General features: G+C 42.3%; 16 protein-coding genes, 16 tRNA genes, 1 rRNA gene, 7 pseudogenes, 1 riboswitch and 3 other annotated features. Of the genes and pseudogenes, 11 read left to right on the top strand and 29 right to left on the bottom strand.

Features of this window, described 5'->3' with window-relative positions; translation table 11 throughout:
• Positions 1-115: 115 nt before the first annotated feature.
• On the top strand, positions 116-484 hold the full coding sequence (locus tag M654_RS06525) for a four-helix bundle copper-binding protein (protein WP_035427959.1): 369 nt from the start codon (positions 116-118) through the stop codon (positions 482-484).
• Between the two features lie 110 nt (positions 485-594).
• Here M654_RS06525 and M654_RS06520 read toward each other — a convergent pair whose 3' ends face one another.
• From M654_RS06520 to M654_RS06500, 5 genes are all read right to left on the bottom strand, one after another.
• Positions 595-1,689 (bottom strand): response regulator aspartate phosphatase, encoded by a 1,095-nt coding sequence (locus M654_RS06520; protein ID WP_026586122.1) that lies wholly within the window; start codon positions 1,687-1,689, stop codon positions 595-597.
• Positions 1,690-2,040: 351 nt separating this feature from the next.
• Positions 2,041-2,472 carry a DUF805 domain-containing protein gene (locus M654_RS06515; protein WP_026586121.1) on the bottom strand — a complete coding sequence of 144 codons (432 nt, stop codon included), beginning with the start codon at positions 2,470-2,472 and terminating at the stop codon, positions 2,041-2,043.
• Positions 2,473-2,772: 300 nt separating this feature from the next.
• A complete protein-coding gene (locus tag M654_RS06510; protein WP_026586120.1) occupies positions 2,773-4,374 on the bottom strand; it encodes an ABC transporter permease in 1,602 nt (533 codons plus the stop codon).
• Complete coding sequence (locus tag M654_RS06505; protein WP_026586119.1) at positions 4,374-5,282, bottom strand: ABC transporter ATP-binding protein; 909 nt, start codon at positions 5,280-5,282, stop codon at positions 4,374-4,376. The genes M654_RS06510 and M654_RS06505 overlap by 1 nt, the downstream gene beginning before the upstream one ends.
• Positions 5,282-5,860 carry a TetR/AcrR family transcriptional regulator gene (locus M654_RS06500; protein WP_268884453.1) on the bottom strand — a complete coding sequence of 193 codons (579 nt, stop codon included), beginning with the start codon at positions 5,858-5,860 and terminating at the stop codon, positions 5,282-5,284. The genes M654_RS06505 and M654_RS06500 overlap by 1 nt, the downstream gene beginning before the upstream one ends.
• 477 nt (positions 5,861-6,337) lie before the next feature.
• On the opposite strand from M654_RS06500, the gene M654_RS06495 reads away from it, so the two are divergent.
• The 4 genes and pseudogenes from M654_RS06495 to M654_RS06475 all read left to right on the top strand — a co-directional run bounded on the left by M654_RS06495 (position 6,338) and on the right by M654_RS06475 (position 10,343).
• Positions 6,338-7,111, top strand: a complete 774-nt coding sequence (locus M654_RS06495) for a hypothetical protein (RefSeq protein WP_236251208.1) — start codon at positions 6,338-6,340, stop codon at positions 7,109-7,111.
• Positions 7,112-7,667: 556 nt separating this feature from the next.
• A pseudogene (locus tag M654_RS06485) lies at positions 7,668-8,894 on the top strand (T7SS effector LXG polymorphic toxin); the annotation flags it as partial.
• A gap of 413 nt (positions 8,895-9,307) precedes the next feature.
• Positions 9,308-9,724, top strand: coding sequence for a YxiG family protein (locus M654_RS06480; RefSeq protein ID WP_026586115.1), 417 nt, complete (start codon positions 9,308-9,310; stop codon positions 9,722-9,724).
• Between the two features lie 259 nt (positions 9,725-9,983).
• On the top strand, positions 9,984-10,343 hold the full coding sequence (locus tag M654_RS06475; RefSeq protein WP_026586114.1) for a hypothetical protein: 360 nt from the start codon (positions 9,984-9,986) through the stop codon (positions 10,341-10,343).
• Positions 10,344-10,480: 137 nt separating this feature from the next.
• On the opposite strand, the gene M654_RS06470 is transcribed toward M654_RS06475, so the two are convergent.
• The 17 genes from M654_RS06470 to rrf form a co-directional block, all read right to left on the bottom strand.
• Positions 10,481-10,562: transfer RNA gene (locus M654_RS06470), tRNA-Leu, on the bottom strand.
• 13 nt (positions 10,563-10,575) lie between these two features.
• Positions 10,576-10,664 (bottom strand) — tRNA-Leu (locus M654_RS06465).
• 12 nt (positions 10,665-10,676) lie between these two features.
• Positions 10,677-10,747 (bottom strand) — tRNA-Cys (locus tag M654_RS06460).
• Positions 10,748-10,762: 15 nt separating this feature from the next.
• Positions 10,763-10,837, bottom strand: a tRNA-Gly gene (locus M654_RS06455).
• A gap of 53 nt (positions 10,838-10,890) precedes the next feature.
• Positions 10,891-10,962 (bottom strand) — tRNA-Gln (locus M654_RS06450).
• A gap of 8 nt (positions 10,963-10,970) precedes the next feature.
• Positions 10,971-11,043 (bottom strand) — tRNA-His (locus M654_RS06445).
• A gap of 20 nt (positions 11,044-11,063) precedes the next feature.
• Positions 11,064-11,137, bottom strand: a tRNA-Trp gene (locus M654_RS06440).
• A 7-nt stretch (positions 11,138-11,144) separates the two neighbouring features.
• Positions 11,145-11,229: transfer RNA gene (locus M654_RS06435), tRNA-Tyr, on the bottom strand.
• A gap of 7 nt (positions 11,230-11,236) precedes the next feature.
• Positions 11,237-11,309 (bottom strand) — tRNA-Thr (locus M654_RS06430).
• A 3-nt stretch (positions 11,310-11,312) separates the two neighbouring features.
• Positions 11,313-11,388 (bottom strand) — tRNA-Phe (locus M654_RS06425).
• Positions 11,389-11,397: 9 nt separating this feature from the next.
• Positions 11,398-11,474, bottom strand: a tRNA-Asp gene (locus M654_RS06420).
• A 23-nt stretch (positions 11,475-11,497) separates the two neighbouring features.
• Positions 11,498-11,574, bottom strand: a tRNA-Met gene (locus tag M654_RS06415).
• 21 nt (positions 11,575-11,595) lie between these two features.
• Positions 11,596-11,671, bottom strand: a tRNA-Val gene (locus M654_RS06410).
• A 115-nt stretch (positions 11,672-11,786) separates the two neighbouring features.
• Positions 11,787-11,861: transfer RNA gene (locus M654_RS06405), tRNA-Glu, on the bottom strand.
• Positions 11,862-11,876: 15 nt separating this feature from the next.
• Positions 11,877-11,968, bottom strand: a tRNA-Ser gene (locus M654_RS06400).
• 7 nt (positions 11,969-11,975) lie between these two features.
• Positions 11,976-12,050: transfer RNA gene (locus tag M654_RS06395), tRNA-Asn, on the bottom strand.
• 8 nt (positions 12,051-12,058) lie between these two features.
• A 5S ribosomal RNA gene (rrf, locus tag M654_RS06390) occupies positions 12,059-12,174 on the bottom strand.
• 123 nt (positions 12,175-12,297) lie between these two features.
• Positions 12,298-12,560 (bottom strand) — a sequence feature (23S ribosomal RNA rRNA prediction is too short).
• A gap of 15 nt (positions 12,561-12,575) precedes the next feature.
• Positions 12,576-12,915, top strand: a sequence feature (most likely nonfunctional fraction of RNA operon).
• Positions 12,916-13,390: 475 nt separating this feature from the next.
• Between rrf and M654_RS06385 the strand changes: the two genes are divergently transcribed.
• Positions 13,391-14,074, top strand: a complete 684-nt coding sequence (locus tag M654_RS06385) for an urea transporter (protein ID WP_163170539.1) — start codon at positions 13,391-13,393, stop codon at positions 14,072-14,074.
• Here the strand turns inward: M654_RS06385 and M654_RS06380 are convergent.
• The 5 pseudogenes from M654_RS06380 to M654_RS06365 all read right to left on the bottom strand — a co-directional run.
• Positions 14,044-14,583, bottom strand: a pseudogene (locus M654_RS06380) (preprotein translocase subunit SecY); the annotation flags it as partial. The gene M654_RS06385 and the pseudogene M654_RS06380 sit on opposite strands and share 31 nt — an antisense overlap.
• Positions 14,579-15,019, bottom strand: a pseudogene (locus tag M654_RS06375) (ABC transporter transmembrane domain-containing protein); the annotation flags it as partial. The pseudogenes M654_RS06380 and M654_RS06375, both read right to left, overlap by 5 nt.
• Positions 15,020-15,369: 350 nt before the next feature.
• A pseudogene (locus M654_RS23820) lies at positions 15,370-15,540 on the bottom strand (hypothetical protein); the annotation flags it as partial.
• Positions 15,534-15,845 (bottom strand): annotated as a pseudogene (locus tag M654_RS06370) (PH domain-containing protein); the annotation flags it as partial. The pseudogenes M654_RS06370 and M654_RS23820, both read right to left, overlap by 7 nt.
• Positions 15,846-15,881: 36 nt before the next feature.
• Positions 15,882-16,271: pseudogene (locus tag M654_RS06365) on the bottom strand (BRCT domain-containing protein); the annotation flags it as partial.
• 144 nt (positions 16,272-16,415) lie between these two features.
• Between M654_RS06365 and M654_RS06360 the strand changes: the two are divergent.
• From M654_RS06360 to M654_RS06345, 4 genes and pseudogenes are all read left to right on the top strand, one after another.
• Entirely contained in the window at positions 16,416-16,724 is a 309-nt protein-coding gene (locus M654_RS06360) for a hypothetical protein (protein ID WP_236251178.1), read from the top strand.
• Positions 16,681-16,839, top strand: a pseudogene (locus M654_RS06355) (alkaline phosphatase); the annotation flags it as partial. The gene M654_RS06360 and the pseudogene M654_RS06355, both read left to right, overlap by 44 nt.
• Complete coding sequence (locus M654_RS06350; RefSeq protein ID WP_163170574.1) at positions 16,820-17,038, top strand: YaaL family protein; 219 nt, start codon at positions 16,820-16,822, stop codon at positions 17,036-17,038. The pseudogene M654_RS06355 and the gene M654_RS06350, both read left to right, overlap by 20 nt.
• A 64-nt stretch (positions 17,039-17,102) precedes the next feature.
• Positions 17,103-17,369, top strand: coding sequence for a pro-sigmaK processing inhibitor BofA family protein (locus M654_RS06345; RefSeq protein ID WP_026586113.1), 267 nt, complete (start codon positions 17,103-17,105; stop codon positions 17,367-17,369).
• 318 nt (positions 17,370-17,687) lie between these two features.
• Positions 17,688-18,108, bottom strand: a sequence feature (most likely nonfunctional fraction of RNA operon).
• A 795-nt stretch (positions 18,109-18,903) separates the two neighbouring features.
• On the opposite strand, the gene M654_RS06340 is transcribed toward M654_RS06345, so the two are convergent.
• On the bottom strand, positions 18,904-20,007 hold the full coding sequence (locus M654_RS06340; RefSeq protein WP_026588404.1) for a GntR family transcriptional regulator: 1,104 nt from the start codon (positions 20,005-20,007) through the stop codon (positions 18,904-18,906).
• 161 nt (positions 20,008-20,168) lie between these two features.
• A riboswitch (TPP riboswitch) is annotated at positions 20,169-20,268 on the top strand.
• A 109-nt stretch (positions 20,269-20,377) separates the two neighbouring features.
• Between M654_RS06340 and thiT the strand changes: the two genes are divergently transcribed.
• A complete protein-coding gene (thiT, locus tag M654_RS06335) occupies positions 20,378-20,962 on the top strand; it encodes an energy-coupled thiamine transporter ThiT (protein ID WP_026588405.1) in 585 nt (194 codons plus the stop codon).
• 20 nt (positions 20,963-20,982) lie between these two features.
• On the opposite strand, the gene M654_RS06330 is transcribed toward thiT, so the two are convergent.
• Positions 20,983-21,555, bottom strand: coding sequence for a class D sortase (locus tag M654_RS06330; RefSeq protein WP_026588406.1), 573 nt, complete (start codon positions 21,553-21,555; stop codon positions 20,983-20,985).
• Between the last annotated feature and the right edge of the window lie 64 nt (positions 21,556-21,619).

The following is a 21,619-nucleotide window of genomic DNA, read 5'->3' as shown; positions in this document are numbered from 1 at the left end:
ATGACTTAACGGTACCGAATATTCATCACAAGCGCAAGAAAAATCTTAAGAATGTCAGACGCATAGGCAACCACATATGAATAGGAATATTATGAAGAAAGAAGGGGGAAATGATATGTATGGTCATCCTGTTCCTTATGATACAAATGTGAGGAACATCCAAAATCGCCATGTGTTAAAAACCGTTCAGCACTGTGAAGCTGTTTGTGAATTCACCGCAAATTACATTCTCACAAGGGAAGATGCAAACCGTCGAAAAGAGCAACTGAGAATGCTTAGAGATTGTGCGGATATATGCACGCTGACCGCTAAATATATGGCACGGCACAGCCGCTTTGCCAAATCGCCGGCCTCGGTGTGCGCCAAAATTTGCGAAGCCTGCGGAAATCATTGTCTACGGCATCCTGACCAGCAATCGCAAAAGTGCGGCCAAACATGCCTGCAATGCGCCCGGGAATGCCGTGAATTCGCGATGTCTTCTTGATGATACTCAATACCCAAAAAGGTTCATACAAATAAAAAAGACGGCTGAACAGCCGTCCTCTGTTTTACAGGTTTTAAGAGCCTGCTCCCCTAGATGAACGTTTTTTCATTTTAAAGAACCTCCTTTCCTGTTAGTTTACTTGATTTTATCGCTTTCTCCAAGAAGTATGTGGAATTTTTGTAATGATTTAACGAACTGTACACTTTTGCCACATCTTCTGCAAGTGCTTCAATATCCACATAAGCCTTTCTCTTTTCCAGCCTGCCAATCAGTTCCTTGACTTGCTCAGCCCCTTCAAGGGGGACAGTGTAGCAGATATTGAGAACAGAGAACTTGAGGGAGAAGTTGATATTATTTGTTTTCTGCGCAAAATTAGCGCCTAATATGACCCACTTTATGGCTTTGTCCAATTCCCCGATCTTATAAGTCGATCGGGCCGACTCATAAATACACTGCATATACATAATCGGGGCGTTTTTTTTAAGATCATTTGTTTTAAAGGACAGGTCAAAATATTCAAGCGCTTCTTCATGCTGATCCTCTTGAATTTTTAAAAAACCTAAATCATAATAAACAGCGGCTAACAAATGGTTGTCACCCATCTTCATCAGCCTGTCAGCACAGCTTTTGAGCATGTTTTCCGCTCTCATCAGCCGGCCGTCGTCTATGTAATTCAAAGCCAGCAGAACAGTGCAGTTTATGGATTGTGTCTTATATTCCCCGTATGCCTGATAAATGCTTTTCGCCATTTGGAGGTGATGAAAAGAGAGCAGGGTTGTTTTCGTAAAATAATAAAGGTTCCCAAGCTTATAATGAAACTCGGCCTTTTCGATCTCATCCTCAACCTTGTCCAGCTGTCTTTCCGCGACCCTGAAAAATGTGAGGGCTTGAGAGTAGTTATTTTTCGCACTCTCATACATTCCTTTGAACAGAAAATAATAATACCTTAACATATTATCGGTTTTAGCCTTATCCTCGGCATTGGGAGGAAGTGAAGGTTCTCCCGCCACATCTTCCATTAGCACTCTAAATCTATAGTCGAGCAAATTAAAATAAAGCAATACATCTTGATCTTCTTCCATAACGCCAAACAGACTCTCTATCCTGTCCCTAAGCTCTATCGCCTTGGAGACTTCCCTCTTTTTAATATGGACGTACCATGTATTGATCAGGTTGGCTACATCCACCGAGGCCACCGCATTCATTGACAAACCTCCCATATCTCATCCTGCCTCTACCGTTTATGATCATATTTTACAGAAAGTTGTCAATTTTTGCAAAGGGGTTGCGAGAATATTTAACTTTTTCAGTTATACAATTGGCGTAATTTTCACTTTCAGCCCTCACTCCTTTTCTTCAGATCTTCTGACCCCTGATCCTCCTTAGTAACCACAACAGCCTTTTCTAGAGAGCGGGCGGCTTGCAGGCCTCCGTATGCTGAAAGTAAACAAACCATCCGGAAATGAACGAACTGGTTTCAAAAGTTACTGGGAGTGTACATGATGTTCTCTCATTAAAAAACACCCCAACCGTTGGATCGTTGGGGTGCCATTCATCTAACTTACTTTTGGATTTACTCCATATTGATTATCGTTTTTTTCACTATCTTGACAGTAAAAGATCAGCAAAATAATAGCACCGACAAGCGGAATAAAGCCAATGAATATCCACCAGCCGCTTTTCCCGATATCATGCAACCTGCGGACACCGACAGCGAGAGACGGCACCAAAACCGCCAATTGATACAGAATGATCAGGATGTATCCTAGCATTCCGCCGCCATATCCAGCGACATATCCCACTTGATAGCCGTCAAACCCTGCTGCTGTCGTAATTCCAGCGGTTAAAATTCCTACTATTATGATTGAGAGTATAAATAAAGTAAAACAAATAAGGGCATTGAATAAACAAAACATCCAATATTCCTTTCGCCTTGCTCTCCCTTCAAAATCTGCATAGTTCTTTAAACATTTCCAATACCATTGCATAACATTTCCTCCACTATCAACTTTATTGAATAATGCAAAACATATGCATTATATCATAAAAAATCCATTTGTTGTTTGTAATCCTATGATTTTGGATCGATATCATTGGTCGGCAAGTAGGGCCATTATTCTCGCCACTTCTGATTTCATGTAGTTTATCTATCTGATATTTGCGTCTAAATTTTTTTAACCCAGCCTCTCGAAAGTTGCTCTCTTTTGTTATGCTTTAGTCCGTTTCTTCTTTCTCTAAAATAGCAATAAAAAGCACCCCCACTAAGACAAATTGGAGGTGCTTTCACATTAAATTTCAACATCCCGTTTATTAAAGCCAACAAAACCTATTACTGTGAACACAATCGCAAAAATACTTAATAAAAACAGCGGCGTGAAAGAGAAATCCTCAACAGGTATTTGCGGAACGTAGCCAAATGGAGAAATATTGCCAACCCAGTCCGGGAATTGGAATAAACCTCCTAAATACAGTACGATAAAAGAATAAAAAACATAAAGCCAAATGAGATTCGTTAACTTAGGGTAAAACCCGATCAGCAATACTGCTAAACTAATCATGACAAGCATGGCTGGATAATAGGAGAATGCTGCTCCAAAGATCATCTCAAAAGATAATCCGCCTTCAACCACAGCCGTCCCCGCAGACCATAGCCCGAGTGCAGCAAGCGAGATCATGACAAACCCATTGACAATTGAAATGATGAAGTAACTCCCTAATAGTTTTGTCCGTGAAACAGTTCTGCCTATCAGATGCACGACCCGTTCTTTTTTCTCCTCACCGCGCAGCTTATTCACTGCCATAATCGGAGGAACAGTTGCCAGCAATGAAATGACGATCATCAACATCGGTATGAATTGTTCTAACAACGTGCCCCCTTCATGTGTCTGGAGCAGCTGCTTTATCGTTTCGTTATCGGAAAAAAATGATTCGAGATCACCTAAAACAGAGCCGTATGATGCACCTAATACATACATACCGATTGCCCATGATATGATTCCAACTCGCTGCAGTCTTAAAGCAAGGCTGATTGGACTTTGCAAAAAACGAGATGCATTTTTTTTACCAGGCTTGGATGGTAAAAATCCCTGATCCAAGTCACGAATGGCATTCAAATAATTCGCAACGATATATAGAGCCAATGAAGCAGCGATCATTAAAACAGTCGGCCACCAATTATTCGTATCGTAAACTTCTGCTTTTGTTACCCATGCCAGCGGTGAAATCCATGACAGCGTCTGATTGCTAACGTCTGTAATCGCCCGAAACAGATAAGCAATCAAAAGCACAGCAATCGAGTAACCAATCGTACCACGCGAACTATCCGACAATTGCGCAAAGACAGCTGTTACTCCAGCGAAAAATAAACCAGTAGCGCCTAATGCCGTACCGTACAATAACGAACCTTCCAAATCCATACTTTCAATCCCTAGTGCATAAAGCCCACATCCAATAATCAATGCCAATCCGATACATGTCACCGTAACGACGAGTAATGATGCATTCAAATACGAAAGACGCCCGATTGGCAGTGAACGCATGATTTCCAAGCGGCCATCCTCTTCATCCGCCCGTGTGTGACGCGTGACGAGCAGGATGCTCATCAGTCCTACCACCGCAGCCGTCATGAGTAACATTTGATGTGCCGTCATGACGCCGAGCGTATAGTTATTTAAATCAGCTGGGCCTGTCATGGCCGTCATCGCAGGGTTAGCCATCGTCTGTGCCATCCCATCTCTTTCCTGCTCAGAGCCGTACAAATCCTTAAAAGCGGTTGGTACAATCAATGTAAAAAAAGTAAGGGAAATGATCCAAATTGGGATCCTGATCCGATCAAGCCGGAAAATAAAACGGGAAAGGTTAACCGTTTTAGCAACTAAATTGTTCGCCATCACCGTTCACCTCCCACTCCCGCATTCTTCGCTCCTTCATAATGACGCATGAATAAGTCCTCTAACGTCGGTGGAGCACTTTCCAGCCTAACGATTCCAAATTGACTAATATGCTTCATCACATCATCCATTTTTTCACTATCAACCTGAAATGACGTGACAAGTTCACGTTCTTCGATTTCATGAATTCCTTGCAGTTCATGTAAACCCGTGATTGGCTGTTTGGTTTCAACGAGCATTTGTGTTCGTGTTAAGTGGCGCAATTCGCTTAAAGTGCCGGACTCAATAATTTTTCCTTGTCGTATGATACTGACTCGATCACACAGCTTTTCTACCTCTGATAAGATATGACTCGACAGCAATACACTTTTTCCTTGCCTTTTTATATCCATCACACATTCCTGAAAAGCCTTTTCCATTAACGGGTCCAGTCCAGATGTCGGTTCATCCAGAATATAAAGGTCCGCCTCCGATGAAAAAGCAGCAACTAAGGCAACCTTTTGCCGATTTCCTTTAGAATATGTTCTGCATTTTTTGGATGGATCCAAATCAAATTTTTTTATCAGCTCTTCGCGTCTTGATTTGTTCGTTGTGCCATTTAATTTCACAAATAAATCAATGACCTCGCCTCCAGTTAAGTTAGGCCACAGATTGACATCACCAGGAACATAAGCGATACGCTTATGTATTTCTACTGCATCATGCCAGGCATCCTTGTCAAAAATTTCAACGTCTCCGCTTGTTGCCTTTAGTATTCCTAATAACACTCGAATCGTTGTCGATTTACCTGCACCGTTTGGACCGATAAAGCCCACTACCTCACCTTTATTCACCTCAAAGTTGACTCCGTCCAAAGCAGTGAACTTGCCAAACTTTTTCGTTAAATTGGACACTTTTAGTAAGCTCATCACTCTTCCCCCTCTTTATAGAAACAACGCTTCAGTATCTTTGAATAGCTGTTCCATTCGTTGATATGCTCCATTCCGACGTTTTTAAAAGACTTGATTTTCTTGATTTGAGCTTCTGCAAAACCAACCATTGTCCAATTCAGGATATGAAGTGCTTTTTCAGGATCGACATCTTCTCGAAATTTTGACCAATCTATATTTTCATAGATTCTATTTAAGCCATTATCCAGAATATTACCCATTAGCTGCTCAATATCAGGTTTAACTTCTGCTGCTTGTTCTTCACCTATCGATTTTAAGAAATCAAACACTAAAGGGTATGTTTGTTGTATCTTTAATTTAATCAATCCGACTTGACTGAGTCGTTTAAAAAGGTCACGTTCATTCAAATCTATTTCATCATAGATTCCATCAATTATTTTTAGGGCGTGATCAATCAAATAAAGATACAGATCTTTTTTATTATTGAAATAATTGAATAACGATCCCTTAGATATTTGTGCTTCCTTGACGATTTCATTTGTTGATGCTTTTTCATAGCCACTTTGTACAAATTGTGTCAATGCCGCGTTGACAATGCGTTCTTGTTTTTCAGGCTTTAAACTGTTAAATTTTGTGTTAATTGCACTTCACTCCTTTCACAGAAAATGACCACATCGGTCATTTTTAATGTAACATGAATGACCAATGCGGTCAAATAAAATCCGAACTCGCACTCTTCATAACATATGGGACCGCAGCCTTCCTCGCTTTCCATCAGGCCAAGAAGAGCTTCATGACAACATTGATCATTACCCCACGAATCTTTAAACGTCCTATCTCGGCAGACTTATCTTTAAAAAAGAGCCCTTCTTATAAGAGTTGGGCTTACTTCAGCATGTGCCTCCTCAAAAAATGAAAATGCTAATCCGTTACACCCAGTGTAATTTCACATCTAAAGTATTGCTTATAAAGCAGAGAAATGTTACTTTTGAACTTTTTTTATTTTAATCACCAAACAATAATAATTTTCAAGTACAATGTGATGGAATATAAATGGAAAGGATGTAATTATAATGAACAATTGGGGTTGCAAGGGTTTTAAGGTGTTTGTTGTATTGTTGACATTAGTATTGGCTTTACCTGTTTTTTCAATAGCCGCATCAGCTACAGAACTAACTGATAATGAGAAATTACATAACGAAACTGCTGTATCAACTAAAGGAATTTCTGTACCCAACCAAAAGCTGAAAAGCGAAGAATTTGAAAATGTAAATGTGAATATGGATGATGTAAAGAGGTTAGAAGCTTATCTTAAATTAAACGCAGATGGAACTCTTACCTTAGATCCATCGTATACTAAACTAGGTATTTCCCACTCTGTAACAAACGAAGTTCATGAGTGGATTAAATACTTAAACGGTTTAGTAAAACAAAATGAAGCTGTCATTAACTCCGATTTTAGTGTTAAAATTTTAGCCAAAGACGGTAGTGTACTGACGCTTGATAATGGAAACAATGATAAAATGAAAGTGGCGAAAAAAGGTTGCGGCCGATCTGGTCATAAAGTGTACTGGTGGGGGTATAATCTTTATTTTGACTGTAATGAAACAAGAACACTTTATCAATCATTTAAAGCAGGGGGTGGAGCAACTACTGGTCTTGCTGCAATATCAAGGTTTATACCCGTACCGCCTACACAATTAGCAAGTGCAATTGCCGGAGTAATTGGAGGCGGACTTGTAGGTTTTGGTCAAATGATTCAAGACGAACATGAAGGGCATGGTGTCAGAATACGTTTTACTGGACTTGGATATGCAGCTGTTCCAACTGGGGTTTTTCCACAATAAAAATGAAAGAAGGGAAACTATGACTTTCTTTGTTTTAATGGCAGGGCTATTTCTTTTGATTTACATGAAAGAACCATTCAGCAAAAAAATGTATGGTTATGTTTACTTGTTTTTTTATTTAATGGTTTTAGCCCTATATATAATTAATACTACATTTGTCAATTTGATATCTAGTAAACTCTTATTAATCGTTGCAGTAATTGTCATTTCACCATTGTTCATTAGTTTCCTAAAATCCTCAACCGAATCTCGTTAGAAAAAAGACAGAAGGAGCAGGCATAGCGCCTGCCCTTTGTTGTTACTATAATAAATATTAAAATTTTTTTCGTATTTTTGATCGTTAATTCAATCTGCATCCAAACCACGCATCATTTGAAACCGTTTGGTTGCATTCTGTCCCCCCCTTCCCCTCAGTTATCAAATGATATTGATAAGGAATAATAACCTAAACCAAATGATTCATTTTGATGGATGCACAGGATTTATTCACCATTATTCTACTATAAAGTGGTAAACTCTATACTGATTGTAACCATTAGTATTAGAGGAGAATGCCATGAAGACCTTGGATGTTCAAGCGTTGCACCATGCAATTGACCAGACGCTCGAACAATTAAAAAAGCAATCAGATGAATTGCCAATGTCAAAAAAAGTGTGGATGGAATCACGTCCCTTGACGATGCTTTAAAAGGAAAAGGCGGCGATGCCATTCGTAACTTTTATGAAGAATGTCATACCCCTTTCTTGAAGTTCTATGAATCTTTTATTGACGAATACCAGTCAGCACTGAAAAAAATCAAAAATGCATCGGAATCCTTTTCTACAGTTCTATGATACTTTCATAGAGGAATACAGTTCCGCGCTGAAGAAAATGAAAAACGCGTTGAATTCCCTGGAACCAAACCATAATGGATTTATTTCACAGTCCTTTCTCGAGCACGAACTTGAGAATGGTTTAAATGCTGCTGATCGAACAACGAAACATTTGGTTTCCAAGACCAACGCGACAATCGCAAAAGTCAGTCATATCGTTGATCTGCCGGATTTGAACGACAGCGATTTTCACGAACAGAATCAGAAAGCGTTAAAGGAAATCAGCACGACTCTTGAAAAGCTGCATGCGTTTGACCGCGAGCAAACAAACGCCCTCAAAACGGCTGAAAACGACCTTGAGACGATGCAGAAATACATTGCGCGGCTCGAAAAGATGTATACCGGACCAAAAATTGAAATAACCGGCTATCAAAAAGGCGCGATTTTAAAGCCGGATGAGATGGATACCCTGAGTGGAAATCAAGAAACAGCGATGGGTGTTATGTTGAAAAAAGTCGGAGACAAAGAAGACACTGAAATGAATACTCTCGCCGACCCTGACCGAACAAAAAAATTAGCGACACAAAAAGTTTCTAAGAAAGTGTATAGTGAAGAGGAGTTAGAAAAGCTAGAAAAGAAATATACTGTTTATAATGACACAGTGTACCGAGCTTATATAGATGGTAATATAATCGTCAAGTTAGAACCTACTTACACCCTTCCTGAAGATGTTGAAAAAAGCGAATGGGAAAAATATCTAGAGACTGGTTTGGAATTTGCAGGAGTTTATGATGCAGTAAGAGCCGGATTTGGGTACGACCTTGCAACAGGTGAAATCGTTTCAGTCAAAGATCGTTTTTTAGCTGGATTTTATGTCACACCTTTTGGAAAAGCATTTAAATACGGAAAACGCGGTTACAAATTATTCAAAGGTGAGGAATCAGCAAAGAAAATTGCCAAGGTTGAGAAAGGTGCGAAATCAACTGAGGAAATTTCTAAGGTTCAAAAAGGCGAGAAAACGGCTGAGAAAGCTTCAAAAGTTGAAAAAAGCACAAAGAGTACTAAGTATGTTAATAACATTAAAGGGTTAGCAGATGATATAGGAAATAAATTAGATGGTTCTGTTTCAAATGCTAAAGGAAAAGGATACAAAGTAAACATACCAAATGGCAATAAAACAATTACTGTAAGGATCATGGATAAAGGGTCTGGAGGGAGAGATAAACCTTACTTTAGAGTCAGTGTTAATGGAAAAGGTTCTATCACTCTTGACGGTAAAATTTCTAATGACAGAGCTCTTACTCATATTGATATTACAGACAGATAACTCTCTCAAACAAATAGAAGATATGATAAAAACTTATAAAGGAAAGTGATCATAGCATGGAAACAAGATTAGTAACTTTGCTGAACGAAATGTGGGCAGCAGTTATTGAAAAGTATGAATTTGATATGTTGAAAAATTCGATTAGTTTTGAGCTCAAGACAATAGACAATGGTCTTGAAGCAAAACATAAAATGATCTTTAAGGGAGTATCTGCTTGGTATTTCATTGAAGATAGCGGTGAAGATAGATTCAACACAATTGATGAAACAGAAGACCAAGATTATTTAGAGTTAACTTCAATAGACTTTTATAAAAATGGGATTGGACAAATTAAGCCTTCGTCAATAGAAGAAGATTGGGTAAATCAATATTACTCCAATGCTAATTTTGCATTAGAGATATGGGATGCCTTATTATTAGTTGAAGCAAAAAGTATTATCATCAATGGTAATAAATACGAAGTGAATAATTAACCATTTACAATTTTGGACTTTTAAAAACTACGGTCCTCTTTTTAGAGGGCCGTGTTTTGCAATTGGCTATGCGGATAACCCGGATCGATAATAAGTGCACATTTCAAAATTCAAATATGCCGCCCATTCACTCCTCCAGACACCTGCTTCACTTCCAAGTTTACTCCTTTTTCGGGCAGTCCATAACGCAAGCGACTTCTATCTTGATTCATAAAGTTGATTTTAGGGAGGGATTTTCCCTAAAGGAGGATTGATTGAATTGTTACATACAAAATTTTATGATGGATTTGAGGGTGAACCTGAAATTGTCTTATCTGATGGAGAAAACAAAGTCGTGATTTGGAATGGATACTTTGAGACTTTATTAAATTCTTTATTAGATACCAACATTAAAAAAGAAGGAATAATCAAAGAGTACTTTTATCAAGAAGGATGGTATAATGACTCACCTTGGGTAATTGAAGATGTACAATTAACAATAAACCAAATGAAAAGTTTTGATGTAAGCAAACTAGATACTTCAGACGGTTTTAAAAAAGAATTAGTTGAATTAGTTAAAGAAACTATACAATTTCTCGAAAACGCCAAAAATAAAACTGTTGTTATTGAATACGATTAAAAGGCCCTTTCGAGGGCCTCTTTTTGTTATTTCAATAATGCCTCTTCTTTAATAATGCAAAACGCTCATAAACGTTGATATATCAACATTTATGAGCGTTTCGAAAAATCTTATCGGCTCTTAAAAAGAGCAAAGGATACCGGTGGTCGGGGTCGAACCGACACTCCCGAAGGAACACGATTTTGAGTCGTGCGCGTCTGCCAATTCCGCCACACCGGCATGTGTGAGCAAATGGTGCCGAGGGCCGGACTTGAACCGGCACGGTAGTCACCTACCGCAGGATTTTAAGTCCTGTGTGTCTGCCAATTCCACCACCCCGGCACGAGGCAAATAAGGCGACACCCGGATTCGAACCGGGGATAAAGGTTTTGCAGACCTCTGCCTTACCACTTGGCTATGCCGCCATCATTTTAAGAAATTGGAGCGGAAGACGGGATTCGAACCCGCGACCCCCACCTTGGCAAGGTGGTGTTCTACCACTGAACTACTTCCGCATTTTCATGATGAACTTATTTTATCATATTCAGCTTTTTAAAGAAAGATAAAACTGGGCTAGCTGGATTCGAACCAGCGCATGACGGAGTCAAAGTCCGTTGCCTTACCGCTTGGCTATAGCCCAATATTAAGGGCGATTGATGGGAATCGAACCCACGAGTGCCAGAGCCACAATCTGGTGCGTTAACCACTTCGCCACAACCGCCATAAATTGTGAAGTAAAATTGGCAGGGGCAGTAGGAATCGAACCCACACCGGAGGTTTTGGAGACCTCTGTTCTACCGTTAAACTATGCCCCTAAAATCATGGTGGAGGGGGACGGATTCGAACCGCCGAACCCTGAGGGAGCGGATTTACAGTCCGCCGCGTTTAGCCACTTCGCTACCCCTCCACAACAGTGCCGGCCAGAGGACTTGAACCCCCAACCTACTGATTACAAGTCAGTTGCTCTACCAATTGAGCTAGACCGGCAAATGGTGGCTCGGGACGGAATCGAACCGCCGACACACGGATTTTCAGTCCGTTGCTCTACCAACTGAGCTACCGAGCCTTATTTAAATGGCGGTCCGGACGGGACTCGAACCCGCGACCTCCTGCGTGACAGGCAGGCATTCTAACCAACTGAACTACCGGACCATTTTGGCAATGAATTTTTAATTTGGTTGCGGGGGCAGGATTTGAACCTGCGACCTTCGGGTTATGAGCCCGACGAGCTACCGAACTGCTCCACCCCGCGATAATATGATTTTCATAGATATGGTGGAGGATGACGGGATCGAACCGCCGACCCTCTGCTTGTAAGGCAGATGCTCTCCCAGCTGAGCTAATCCTCCGAAGCACAGGACGTGCAAATGCATGCGTTGCAACAGGACGTTGCTCCCTTAGCATGCCTTCCTTTGAAAAGTTCCGGCATTCGCTTTCTGCTTTTCAACATGCTGTCCAAAGAAATGGTGACCCGTACGGGATTCGAACCCGTGTTACCGCCGTGAAAGGGCGGTGTCTTAACCACTTGACCAACGGGCCAGATGTTTTTAAAAGTGGCGGAGAGCAAGGGATTCGAACCCTTGAGACGGCGTTGGCCGCCTACACGATTTCCAATCGTGCTCCTTCGACCACTCGGACAGCTCTCCAATAAAATGGCTCCGCAGGCAGGATTCGAACCTGCGACCGATCGGTTAACAGCCGATAGCTCTACCACTGAGCTACTGCGGAATGAGTCTGCCTGGCGACGTCCTACTCTCGCGGGGGGAAGCCCCCGACTACCATCGGCGCTGAAGAGCTTAACTTCCGTGTTCGGCATGGGAACGGGTGTGACCTCTTCGCCATCATCACCAGACAATTTAGTGACAAAGATCATTATACTATGTATTTGGAAAAATGCAAGAGCATTTTTCGAGAAATTATTCTCTCAAAACTAGATAACGGTTCAAGACGATTCACAAAAGTTTTGGTTAAGCCCTCGATCGATTAGTATCTGTCAGCTCCATGTGTCACCACACTTCCACCTCAGACCTATCAACCTGATCATCTTTCAGGGATCTTACTTCCTTAACGGAATGGGAAATCTCATCTTGAGGGGGGCTTCATGCTTAGATGCTTTCAGCACTTATCCCGTCCGCACATAGCTACCCAGCGATGCCCTTGGCAGAACAACTGGTACACCAGCGGTGCGTCCATCCCGGTCCTCTCGTACTAAGGACAGCTCCTCTCAAATTTCCTGCGCCCGCGACGGATAGGGACCGAACTGTCCCACGACGTTCTGAACCCAGCTCGCGTACCGCTTTAATGGGCGAACAGCCCAACCCTTGGGACCGACTACAGCCCCAGGATGCGATGAGCCGACATCGAGGTGCCAAACCTCCCAGTCGATGTGGACTCTTGGGGGAGATAAGCCTGTTATCCCCGGGGTAGCTATGTGCGGACGGGATAAGTGCTGAAAGCATCTAAGCATGAAGCCCCCCTCAAGATGAGATTTCCCATTCCGTTAAGGAAGTAAGATCCCTGAAAGATGATCAGGCTGATAGGTCTGAGGTGGAAGTGTGGCGACACATGGAGCTGACAGATACTAATCGATCGAGGGCTTATAAGAGAGAGGATGGCATGCATCACTGTTAGAATAAGATCGGAGGGCTCTTTGCATCAACAAGAAAAGAGTGTGCTTTATGGTCCGGCTGTTTTGATATTCCCACAATATATAAAAACCCACTCTATAAGTGGGTTTTTATATTAAGATCATTCTTCATCTTCATAGAAACCAAACAATTTCTCTTCTTCATATTCATATTTCCGACCTGACAGCGCCTAAAAATCAAGTGTTTCCTGCCTGTTGTGCAAAGAGACAACTGCCAAAAAACCATGCTGGAAACCATTGGATTTACCTTCACAAATACAGGATAAGATTGGCCACCTGTTATTCAAACTGAAAATATACTTGATTCCCCGCTTCCATTTGAAATGAGTATATCATTTCTTACATATATGTCAATTTATATATTTAAAAATTTACATATGATATACTGTAGATATTTAAGTTGAAAAGAAGGAGATGATACATGATGCAAAAAAACAAGCATCATTTATTAAGCGAGGGGGTGTTTTTCCCTTTAATAACAGCTTCTCTCAAAGGCATCTCTCAAGTCATCCTGATTGAGAATGTAATGACCGGCTTTCTAATTCTGATAGCCATCACTGTTTCTTCTTATTATTTAGGCATAATTGCTCTGTTGTCCGCTATTATCGGCACCTTAGCAGGGAAATTGGGGGCGGCAGATGAAAAGAATATAAATCAGGGTTTGTTAGGATATAATTCTGTGTTAACTGGAATGGCATTGGCATCATTCTTAACTGGCCCTTACATGTGGCTTATCGCTTTAATTGGGGCAGCCGCAGCAGCCATCTTCACAGCCGCCATGATGCATTTTACGAAAAGAACCGAAGTTCCAATTCTTACATTCCCCTTTGTTATCCTGACATGGTTTATATTATTAGCTTCATACAAATTAAAAGGGATTAGATTAAGTTCTGCCCTGGTACCTCAGGATTTAACACACTGGGAACTAAAGACAGCAGGTGAAGTCAATTTAATAGACGGGGTCTTTCATGGAATTGGACAAGTATTTTTTCTTAGTAACACAGTATCTGGGATTTTAGTATTCCTCGCCGTATGTTGGGCAGGAAGAAAACTAGGACTATATACAGTTATCGGAAATGCAGTTGCTATCATCAGTGCTGCATAGATCGCCATTCCAACCGGATGCGTGTAATCAAACGTTTTTTGGATCCAGTTCGTCACATCGTTGGTACCAAAGAATGAAGCCACGGTCCGCGGTGTAATGATAAACGAAACAGCAAAGATAACCGGAATAACACCCGCCGGGTTAACCTTCAGCGGCAAGTGTGTTGACTGACCGCCAGGAACCGGTGAACGGCCTGAACCTTTCGCATATTGAATTGAGATTTTTCTTACTGCCTGTTGGATAAAAATCACGCCAACGACAATCGCCACAATCGCAACCAATATGATGACAACCTTTAAGATTTGCAAGAACAACTGATCTCCAGCGTCTGTAAACTGCTGAGCGTAGATCTGATTGACCGTCTGCGGAATACCGGCAACGATACCGGCGAAGATGATAATCGATATTCCATTACCAACTCCATGGGACGTAATTTGTTCTCCCAGCCACATTAAAAAAGCAGTTCCGGCAGTCAGCACAATCGCAATGGTCAAATAAGTACCGAATCCCTGAAATGAATTGCGGAAAATGGTCGGATATTAAGTCTTCCACGATGCCGGTATCATTGACAACGCGGCTGACGGTTTCGCCGCTCGTCTTTTCGTCAAAGTACCGAACGGGGAGTCGCAGCAATTTAAACCACATCCGCTCACGCAAGGAAGCGACGACTTTTTGCCCGGCATAGGCAAGAAAATAGGTGGAAAACCCGTCGCAAATCGCTTGAATGATAAAAACGAGCGCGAGGATTCCCGCTAAGGCGATGTTGATCGATTGGGCGGAAAAGCCGTCAACCATTTCCCTCGTTAAAAGCGGGATGGACAGCCCCACCAATGTCGTAATCAGGCTTGTGCTTAAGCCGATTGCTAATGCGAGTTTAGGGACGTTGGATGAGAGAATCAATGAGAAGAACGGTTTTATGCTGGTTGGTTTGTTCTCTGTTTTCATTTGCTTGCCTCCTTTCTGTAACGAATCATACTACGAGATAGGCGGCAAAAGGTTTCCAAGCCTGCCGTTTTTTTATTTAACTTTAAGGTTGACAGATGAAAGAGGTGTAACTATTATTATTACATAATGTAACTTGTGTAGTTACAAATGAGAAAGGAACAAAAAACATGACCTTGAACATGAAGGATAAGCCGAATAATACGAGAAATGAAAGCATATAAGCGAAATCCTCCGATTGGATTTTTTCGCGTTTTAAAGAGAAGGGCTTCTCCTGTGAACGCGAGGGGGTTTGATTATCCGTATTTTAACATAAAAAAGCCTTGTTGAGTGACTCTCAACAAGGCTTCCCATTATTCGACGATAAACGGCTCCTCTGTCAGCACATAGCTTGATTTTCCTTTAGAAGAGGCGTAAGCGAGCATATGATATTTGCCCGGTTTAAGGGCGGTTGTATCATTGATCTTTCCGTTCCATTGATATGTTTGATACCCTTTTCCTTGGTTTTTATAAACCCCTGCCTGTCAAACAGAACCTGCTGGATATTGTCAGCTTCTTCCTGTGTGATGGCGACAAGGGACACTTCCGCTTCTTTGCCGTCACCGGCCGTTTCGACCTGAAGCTTGACAAGCTTAAACATTTGCTGGATGAGACCCGCGCTCGTGTTGATCGTTTGAATGCGCTCAATCGGAATGTACCTTTTCTTTCTGGTGATCAGACCTTCCTCGATCCGCAGTTCATCCTCCTCAATCCGATAGGTGAATTTCCGCCATTTGATTATGCTGCTTGCAATCAAAAAAAGGAAAATCAGCACACCCGCAGCAGCCGCCAAACATAATATCTTTTTCAATAGAACACACTCCTCTTATTTCTTTAGCTCACTGATCAGCCTTGCTTCATCCCAGACTTCGATGTTCAGCTCTTCAGCTTTGGCCAGTTTGCTGCCTGCCGCTTCGCCGGCAATGATAAGATCGGTTTTTTTGCTTACACTGCCTGTGATTTTTCCCCCGAGCGCTTCAATTTCCGCTTTCGCGTCGTTTCGCGACATCTCGCTGAGCTTACCGGTCAGCACGATCGTTTTTCCGGCAAAATAGGAATCGCTGTCTTCGGCGGCCGCTTTTTTCGGGCCTTTGTAAACCGTATTGACGCCGAGCTCTTCCAGCTCAGCCAACAGCTTCAGAATCTCTTCTTTTTCAAAATAAGTGACGAGGGCGTCCGCCATCTTATCGCCGATTTCTTCCACTTCGATTAATTCATTCATTTCGCAAAATCAATGGACAAAGCGGTTCCATTGAAAAAGTGGATGAAAGCGCCCGCCTGCTCGGAGAAATGGTCGAACGGATGAACGGGATGATCAAGCGGTTTAAACTGTGATGTTTCAATGAAATGGGAGGTTTTCATGTTGACAGCAAATTTGAAAAGAGGACTGTTTGCGCTCGTCTTGTTCGGCCTGCTGTTCGCCGCAGCGGGGTGCTCGTTCAATACTGTGCAAAAGAGTGCTGAAAAAGAGGAAAAAGTAAAGCTGACTGCCGATTCTGACAAATTATATGTCGGCTTTGCGATCGACACGCTGAAAGAAGAGCGCTGGTACAAAGACAAAGCGGCATTTGAAAAAGAGGTGGAAACCCTCGGCGGAGAAGTCAAAACGCTCGCGGCAAACGGGAATCAAGATGACGAAAAAATCGATTCAGACGCTGTCCAAGGATAAAGACGGTTTCTTCTTATTCGTTGAAGGCAGCAAGCCGGACTGGGCGGCGCATCAAAATGATCCGATCGGCATCATCAGCGATGTCCTGGCATTTGATGACGCGGTCAAAGAAGCTTAGAAAAGAATTTGATAACAAGCTGGTTGAACAGCTGATGCAGCAAAAAGAGGAATGGAACAGGCAACAGCGGCTGATTGAAAACAGCCTTGAGCCTTCCGCTGAAGTCCTCTACGAGTTGAAAGTAGCTGAAGCAAAGTACTTTTTTTATTTGCGGGAAGCCAAAAAAAGAAACTTAAGAATCGGCGGATGGAAGTAGCAGGTCTATTTACGTGAATCTCTTCATATGCTTGTACTAGAAAAGGTGAGGAGTGAGAGAGTTCGTGGGATCTGTTATCATTATCGGGGCAATTGCGGCTTTGGTTGCCCTGCTGTTTTTTTCAAAGACCGCCTTTAAACCTTTAAAATGGATCGGGACGATTGCCGTTCGATTGATCATCGGCGCCCTGTTGTTGTTTTGTGTAAATCTGTTTGGAGAAAGCATTGGCATTCATGTGCCGATTAATATTGTGACAACGGGGGTCAGCGGATTATTAGGTGTACCGGGGGTAGCGGCTCTCATCGTAATTAAACAATTTATCGCTGTTTAAATTATTGTTGACATCTGTTCTTAAAGGTGTTAAATTTATATTCGTCGCTAATGACGAATTATTTTTTTTTTTGAAAAAAGTTATTGACGACACATCAGATTGATGTTAATATATTATAGTCGCTTCGAGAGAGGCAACGAAGTTCTTTGAAAACTAAACAAGACAAAACGTACCTGTTAATTCATTTTTTATAAATCGCACATGCGAGTGTGCGTAGTCATTATCAAACAGGCCTGCACGATGCAGGTCACACAGACTCATCTGTGTTCCATTTATGGAGAGTTTGATCCTGGCTCAGGACGAACGCTGGCGGCGTGCCTAATACATGCAAGTCGAGCGGACCGATGGGAGCTTGCTCCCTGAGGTTAGCGGCGGACGGGTGAGTAACACGTGGGTAACCTGCCTGTAAGACTGGGATAACTCCGGGAAACCGGGGCTAATACCGGATGCTTGATTGAACCGCATGGTTCAATCATAAAAGATGGCTTCGGCTATCACTTACAGATGGACCCGCGGTGCATTAGCTAGTTGGTGAGGTAACGTCTCACCAAGGCGACGATGCGTAGCCGAAGCCATCTTTTATGATTGAACCATGCGGTTCAATCAAGCATCCGGTATTAGCCCCGGTTTCCCGGAGTTATCCCAGTCTTACAGGCAGGTTACCCACGTGTTACTCACCCGTCCGCCGCTAACCTCAGGGAGCAAGCTCCCATCGGTCCGCTCGACTTGCATGTATTAGGCACGCCGCCAGCGTTCGTCCTGAGCCAGGATCAAACTCTCCATAAATGGAACACAGATGAGTCTGTGTGACCTGCATCGTGCAGGCCTGTTTGATAATGACTACGCACACTCGCATGTGCGATTTATAAAAATGAATGAACAGGTACGTTTTGTCTTGTTTAGTTTTCAAAGATCATTTCCGCCTCAAAGAAGCGACTTTATTAATATAACATTCTACCAAAGTGATGTCAACAACTTTTTTAAATCCATTTCAAAACGTTGTTTTTATAAAGCCGTTTTTTAGGCACGGACATTAATATAACATCTATTTATGTTTTGTACAATAGTTTTTTCAAAAAAATAATAATCAAGATGAACGATATTGCGCATCGAACGTATATGCACACCTAAAGGATAAACTTTTGCCTTCAATAACCATAGCCAATCAAAGGATAGTATTGCACCGTTTTGTTTCTTCTATTAGATAGGAGATAACTTCCGCTTTATAAGATGAAGCATTTCCGCCCCTTTCTTTAATGAATAAAATGGAGCAAGTTGCCGACCATACTCATAAATGCTTTTCTTCCATTATAGGTTATGTGCTGACAACATAGTTTACCGAAAAAACGTTGACCACTCTTTTCGGCAGCGGTTTCTCTTGTTTCAGGGGAGATCTCGGAGCTGTTAAAACCGGAAATCACACCAACACATTTTCATTTATCTTTCCGCTTTAGCTAGCGGTCAGTTGATCCAAAATAAAGACCGCCATTCATTCAGGTGATGGCAGTCCACTTTTTCGATTCCCTTATATTTTTCAGCGCTTTTTTAATTCCGCCGTCGATTGTCTGACAATCAGTTCAGGTTTATAGACAGTGGAATGCTCAAGCTGATCGGCGTTTCGCCCTTCGACTTTAGCGATCATCCACTTGGCCGCATCAATTCCCATCTGCATTTTCGGATGGGTGACTGAAGTCAGCTTGACTTCCGAGGCCTGGCTTAAATGCGAATCATCATAGCCGACAATCGAGATGTCCTCAGGTACTTTCAGACCGAGTTCCCTAATCACATCAAGCGCTAAAAGGGCAATTTGATCGTTATAGCAGAAAATGGCCGACGGACGATCTGAAGAAGACAGGCGTTTTCTCACCTCAGAGACGGTCTTTTCTTCCTTGTTTTCTGTCGTATAGGTGACAACCATGTCCGGATAAAAAGACAGGCCGTTTTCTCTGAAAGCGCGGATAAAACCTTTCATTCTGTTGACGCCTTGCATGTCATCCTGTTTAAAAAGGCCGAACACTTTTTCATGGCCGAGCTTGATTAAATGGTCAGTCGCTATAAATCCGCCGTATTCATCGTCTAAAATAAAATGGGGCGGATTCAGCTCCTGATAAAGCTGATTGATCATCAGGTAAGGGATATGATGCTGTTCAAGCGTCAGGTAGTAGTTCAAATTCGGATTGAAGCTTCCGGTTTTCGTCGGTTCAACGATCAATCCGTCAATGTTTTTGTCAAGCATGTTGACAAGGCATTGTTTTTCTTTCTCTATGTCATTATTCGTGCTTGCGACGAGCAGCGTATACCCTTCACTCGACAACGTCGATTCGATCCCCCTGATAATGTAGGGAAAAATGTAGTCAGACAAATAGGTCGTGATGACGCCGATCATTTTATGTCTTTCCCTGCCTTTGTCAGAAGGTCGGAGGCGATGTGAGCAATATGTTCCTGAGCCCTGTTCCCTGTACAGAAGGCCTTCATGAACCAAGTCACCGATCGCCTGCCGAATCGTATGTCTGCTGACATCAAAAATTTTCATTAATTCATTTTCGGAATGAATTTTTTCCCCAGGCTTGACTTTGCCCTCATATATCCATGATTTAATTTGATTTTTGACCATGCTGTATTTTGTATGCTCACTCATCAGATCAACCCTTTACTGCATCTTGTACGTACGAATAAGTCCTATTATAAAGAAAGGAAGATGTGATTGCTACATATTGGAGAAAATAAGCAAATTTTTTTGAATATTTATCTTGTCGTCTGTTTTCTTTTTTAGTATAGTAGAAAATAACTAAATAACATGATGACCACAAGGGGAGCCTTCAGGCTGAGAGTGAACAACCGTTCTGACCCTTTGAACCTGTTAGTTAACGCTGGCGTAGGGATGTGGCAAAGTCATTCTAATTGCATCCAAAGCAGTGCGTGGAAAACTTTCCTACTCCTTCCCCGCATTGCTTTTTTATTGGGAAAGAAGTCCAGTATCCCTTTGTTCATCAAAAGTGAGGGTTACAATGAATCAATCAAAACAACTCGTACAGCTTATTGAAATTGCAATCATGACAGGAATCGCAATGATTTTAGATGCGATTTCCGGGATGTTTTTAAAAATGCCCCAGGGCGGTTCGATTGCCATCATGATGATCCCGATTTTTTTAATCTCTTTTCGGCGAGGACTGAAAGCCGGGCTGATGACCGGATTGCTGGCCGGATTGCTCCAGTTTGTCACAGGGGGGCTTTTTTACGTTCATCCGATCCAATTTCTGCTCGATTATTTTATCGCGCCAACAGCCGCTGGAATCGGCGGTTTATTCGCAGGTCCGATCCGAACTTCGGCCGCGGAAACCGCAAAAGGGAAGCTTGTTGCTTATGTCACGCTTGCGGTCTTTTTTGGAAGCGGACTGAAATTTCTCGCCCACGTCATCAGCGGTGCGGTCTTTTTCGCAAATTATGCGCCGAAAGGGACTCCGGTTTGGATTTATACCTTAACGTATAATGGCACATATATGGTTCCGTCATTTGTCATTTGCACAATCGTGCTCTGTCTGCTGCTGCTGACGGCTCCGAGGCTTCTGAGGACGGGCGATGATATGAGATAAAAAAACAGCGGACACCTGGTTTAGGTGCCGCTGTTTTTCCGTTCCAGCAAATCAGCTACCAGAACATAACGCTCTGGCGCAGAACCGATAAAATCAAACGGGTAGCAGGTGGAAACAGTCAGCGTCGCTCTCGGTTTGGGGACGATCACCGTCCGATCATCCGCATCAACGATTCGAACCTTTTTCACTTGATAGGTAAAGGTTCCGTAGACGGCTTTTATCATTAAGCGGTCCCCTTTCCCCACTTCCCCGAGCCTTCTGAAGATCGTATCGCGATGGCCCGACAGAACGGAATTATCATCTTCACCAGGCAGCACTGATCCGGCAAAATGGCCGACTCCCTTTTGAAGTTCATCCTCGTCAGTTCCATGATAAATCGGAAGCACGGCATTGATTTTCGGGATCACAAGATCACCGATTTTTTCACCGTTTGCAAACGACTGCTCAATCACGGTTTTTTCTTTTTTTTCGGCTGGAACGGGCTTTGTTTCTGGGACTTTCTCTTTTTTCATCTCCTGAAATGAAAACAGGGTATAGCCATGAAGCAGCTTAAATCCATTTGTCGTCGTTAAATAGAGCCCTGCCGCTATCATCATGATGGATAACACCAATAACATTCTTTTTTTCCGGGATCTTCTGATCTTGACTCACTCCCCA

Origin of the sequence: Bacillus sp. NSP9.1 (assembly GCF_000465465.2) — a bacterium.
GTDB classification, from domain to species: Bacteria; Bacillota; Bacilli; order Bacillales; family Bacillaceae; genus Bacillus; species Bacillus sonorensis_A.
The sequence above is the reverse complement of the archived record's forward strand: the minus strand, read 5'-3'. Positions and strand labels throughout refer to the sequence as shown.

Excerpts from the sequence above, each read along its gene's own strand:
- M654_RS06525 (WP_035427959.1), top strand. The coding sequence starts at position 116 with ATGTATGGTCATCCTGTTCCTTATGATACAAATGTGAGGAACATCCAA.
- M654_RS06520 (WP_026586122.1), bottom strand. The coding sequence starts at position 1,689 with ATGAATGCGGTGGCCTCGGTGGATGTAGCCAACCTGATCAATACATGG.
- M654_RS06515 (WP_026586121.1), bottom strand. The coding sequence starts at position 2,472 with ATGCAATGGTATTGGAAATGTTTAAAGAACTATGCAGATTTTGAAGGG.
- M654_RS06510 (WP_026586120.1), bottom strand. The coding sequence starts at position 4,374 with ATGGCGAACAATTTAGTTGCTAAAACGGTTAACCTTTCCCGTTTTATT.
- M654_RS06505 (WP_026586119.1), bottom strand. The coding sequence starts at position 5,282 with ATGAGCTTACTAAAAGTGTCCAATTTAACGAAAAAGTTTGGCAAGTTC.
- M654_RS06495 (WP_236251208.1), top strand. The coding sequence starts at position 6,338 with ATGAACAATTGGGGTTGCAAGGGTTTTAAGGTGTTTGTTGTATTGTTG.
- M654_RS06480 (WP_026586115.1), top strand. The coding sequence starts at position 9,308 with ATGGAAACAAGATTAGTAACTTTGCTGAACGAAATGTGGGCAGCAGTT.
- M654_RS06385 (WP_163170539.1), top strand. The coding sequence starts at position 13,391 with ATGATGCAAAAAAACAAGCATCATTTATTAAGCGAGGGGGTGTTTTTC.
- M654_RS06360 (WP_236251178.1), top strand. The coding sequence starts at position 16,416 with ATGTTGACAGCAAATTTGAAAAGAGGACTGTTTGCGCTCGTCTTGTTC.
- M654_RS06350 (WP_163170574.1), top strand. The coding sequence starts at position 16,820 with ATGACGCGGTCAAAGAAGCTTAGAAAAGAATTTGATAACAAGCTGGTT.
- M654_RS06340 (WP_026588404.1), bottom strand. The coding sequence starts at position 20,007 with ATGAGTGAGCATACAAAATACAGCATGGTCAAAAATCAAATTAAATCA.
- thiT (WP_026588405.1), top strand. The coding sequence starts at position 20,378 with ATGAATCAATCAAAACAACTCGTACAGCTTATTGAAATTGCAATCATG.
- M654_RS06330 (WP_026588406.1), bottom strand. The coding sequence starts at position 21,555 with ATGATAGCGGCAGGGCTCTATTTAACGACGACAAATGGATTTAAGCTG.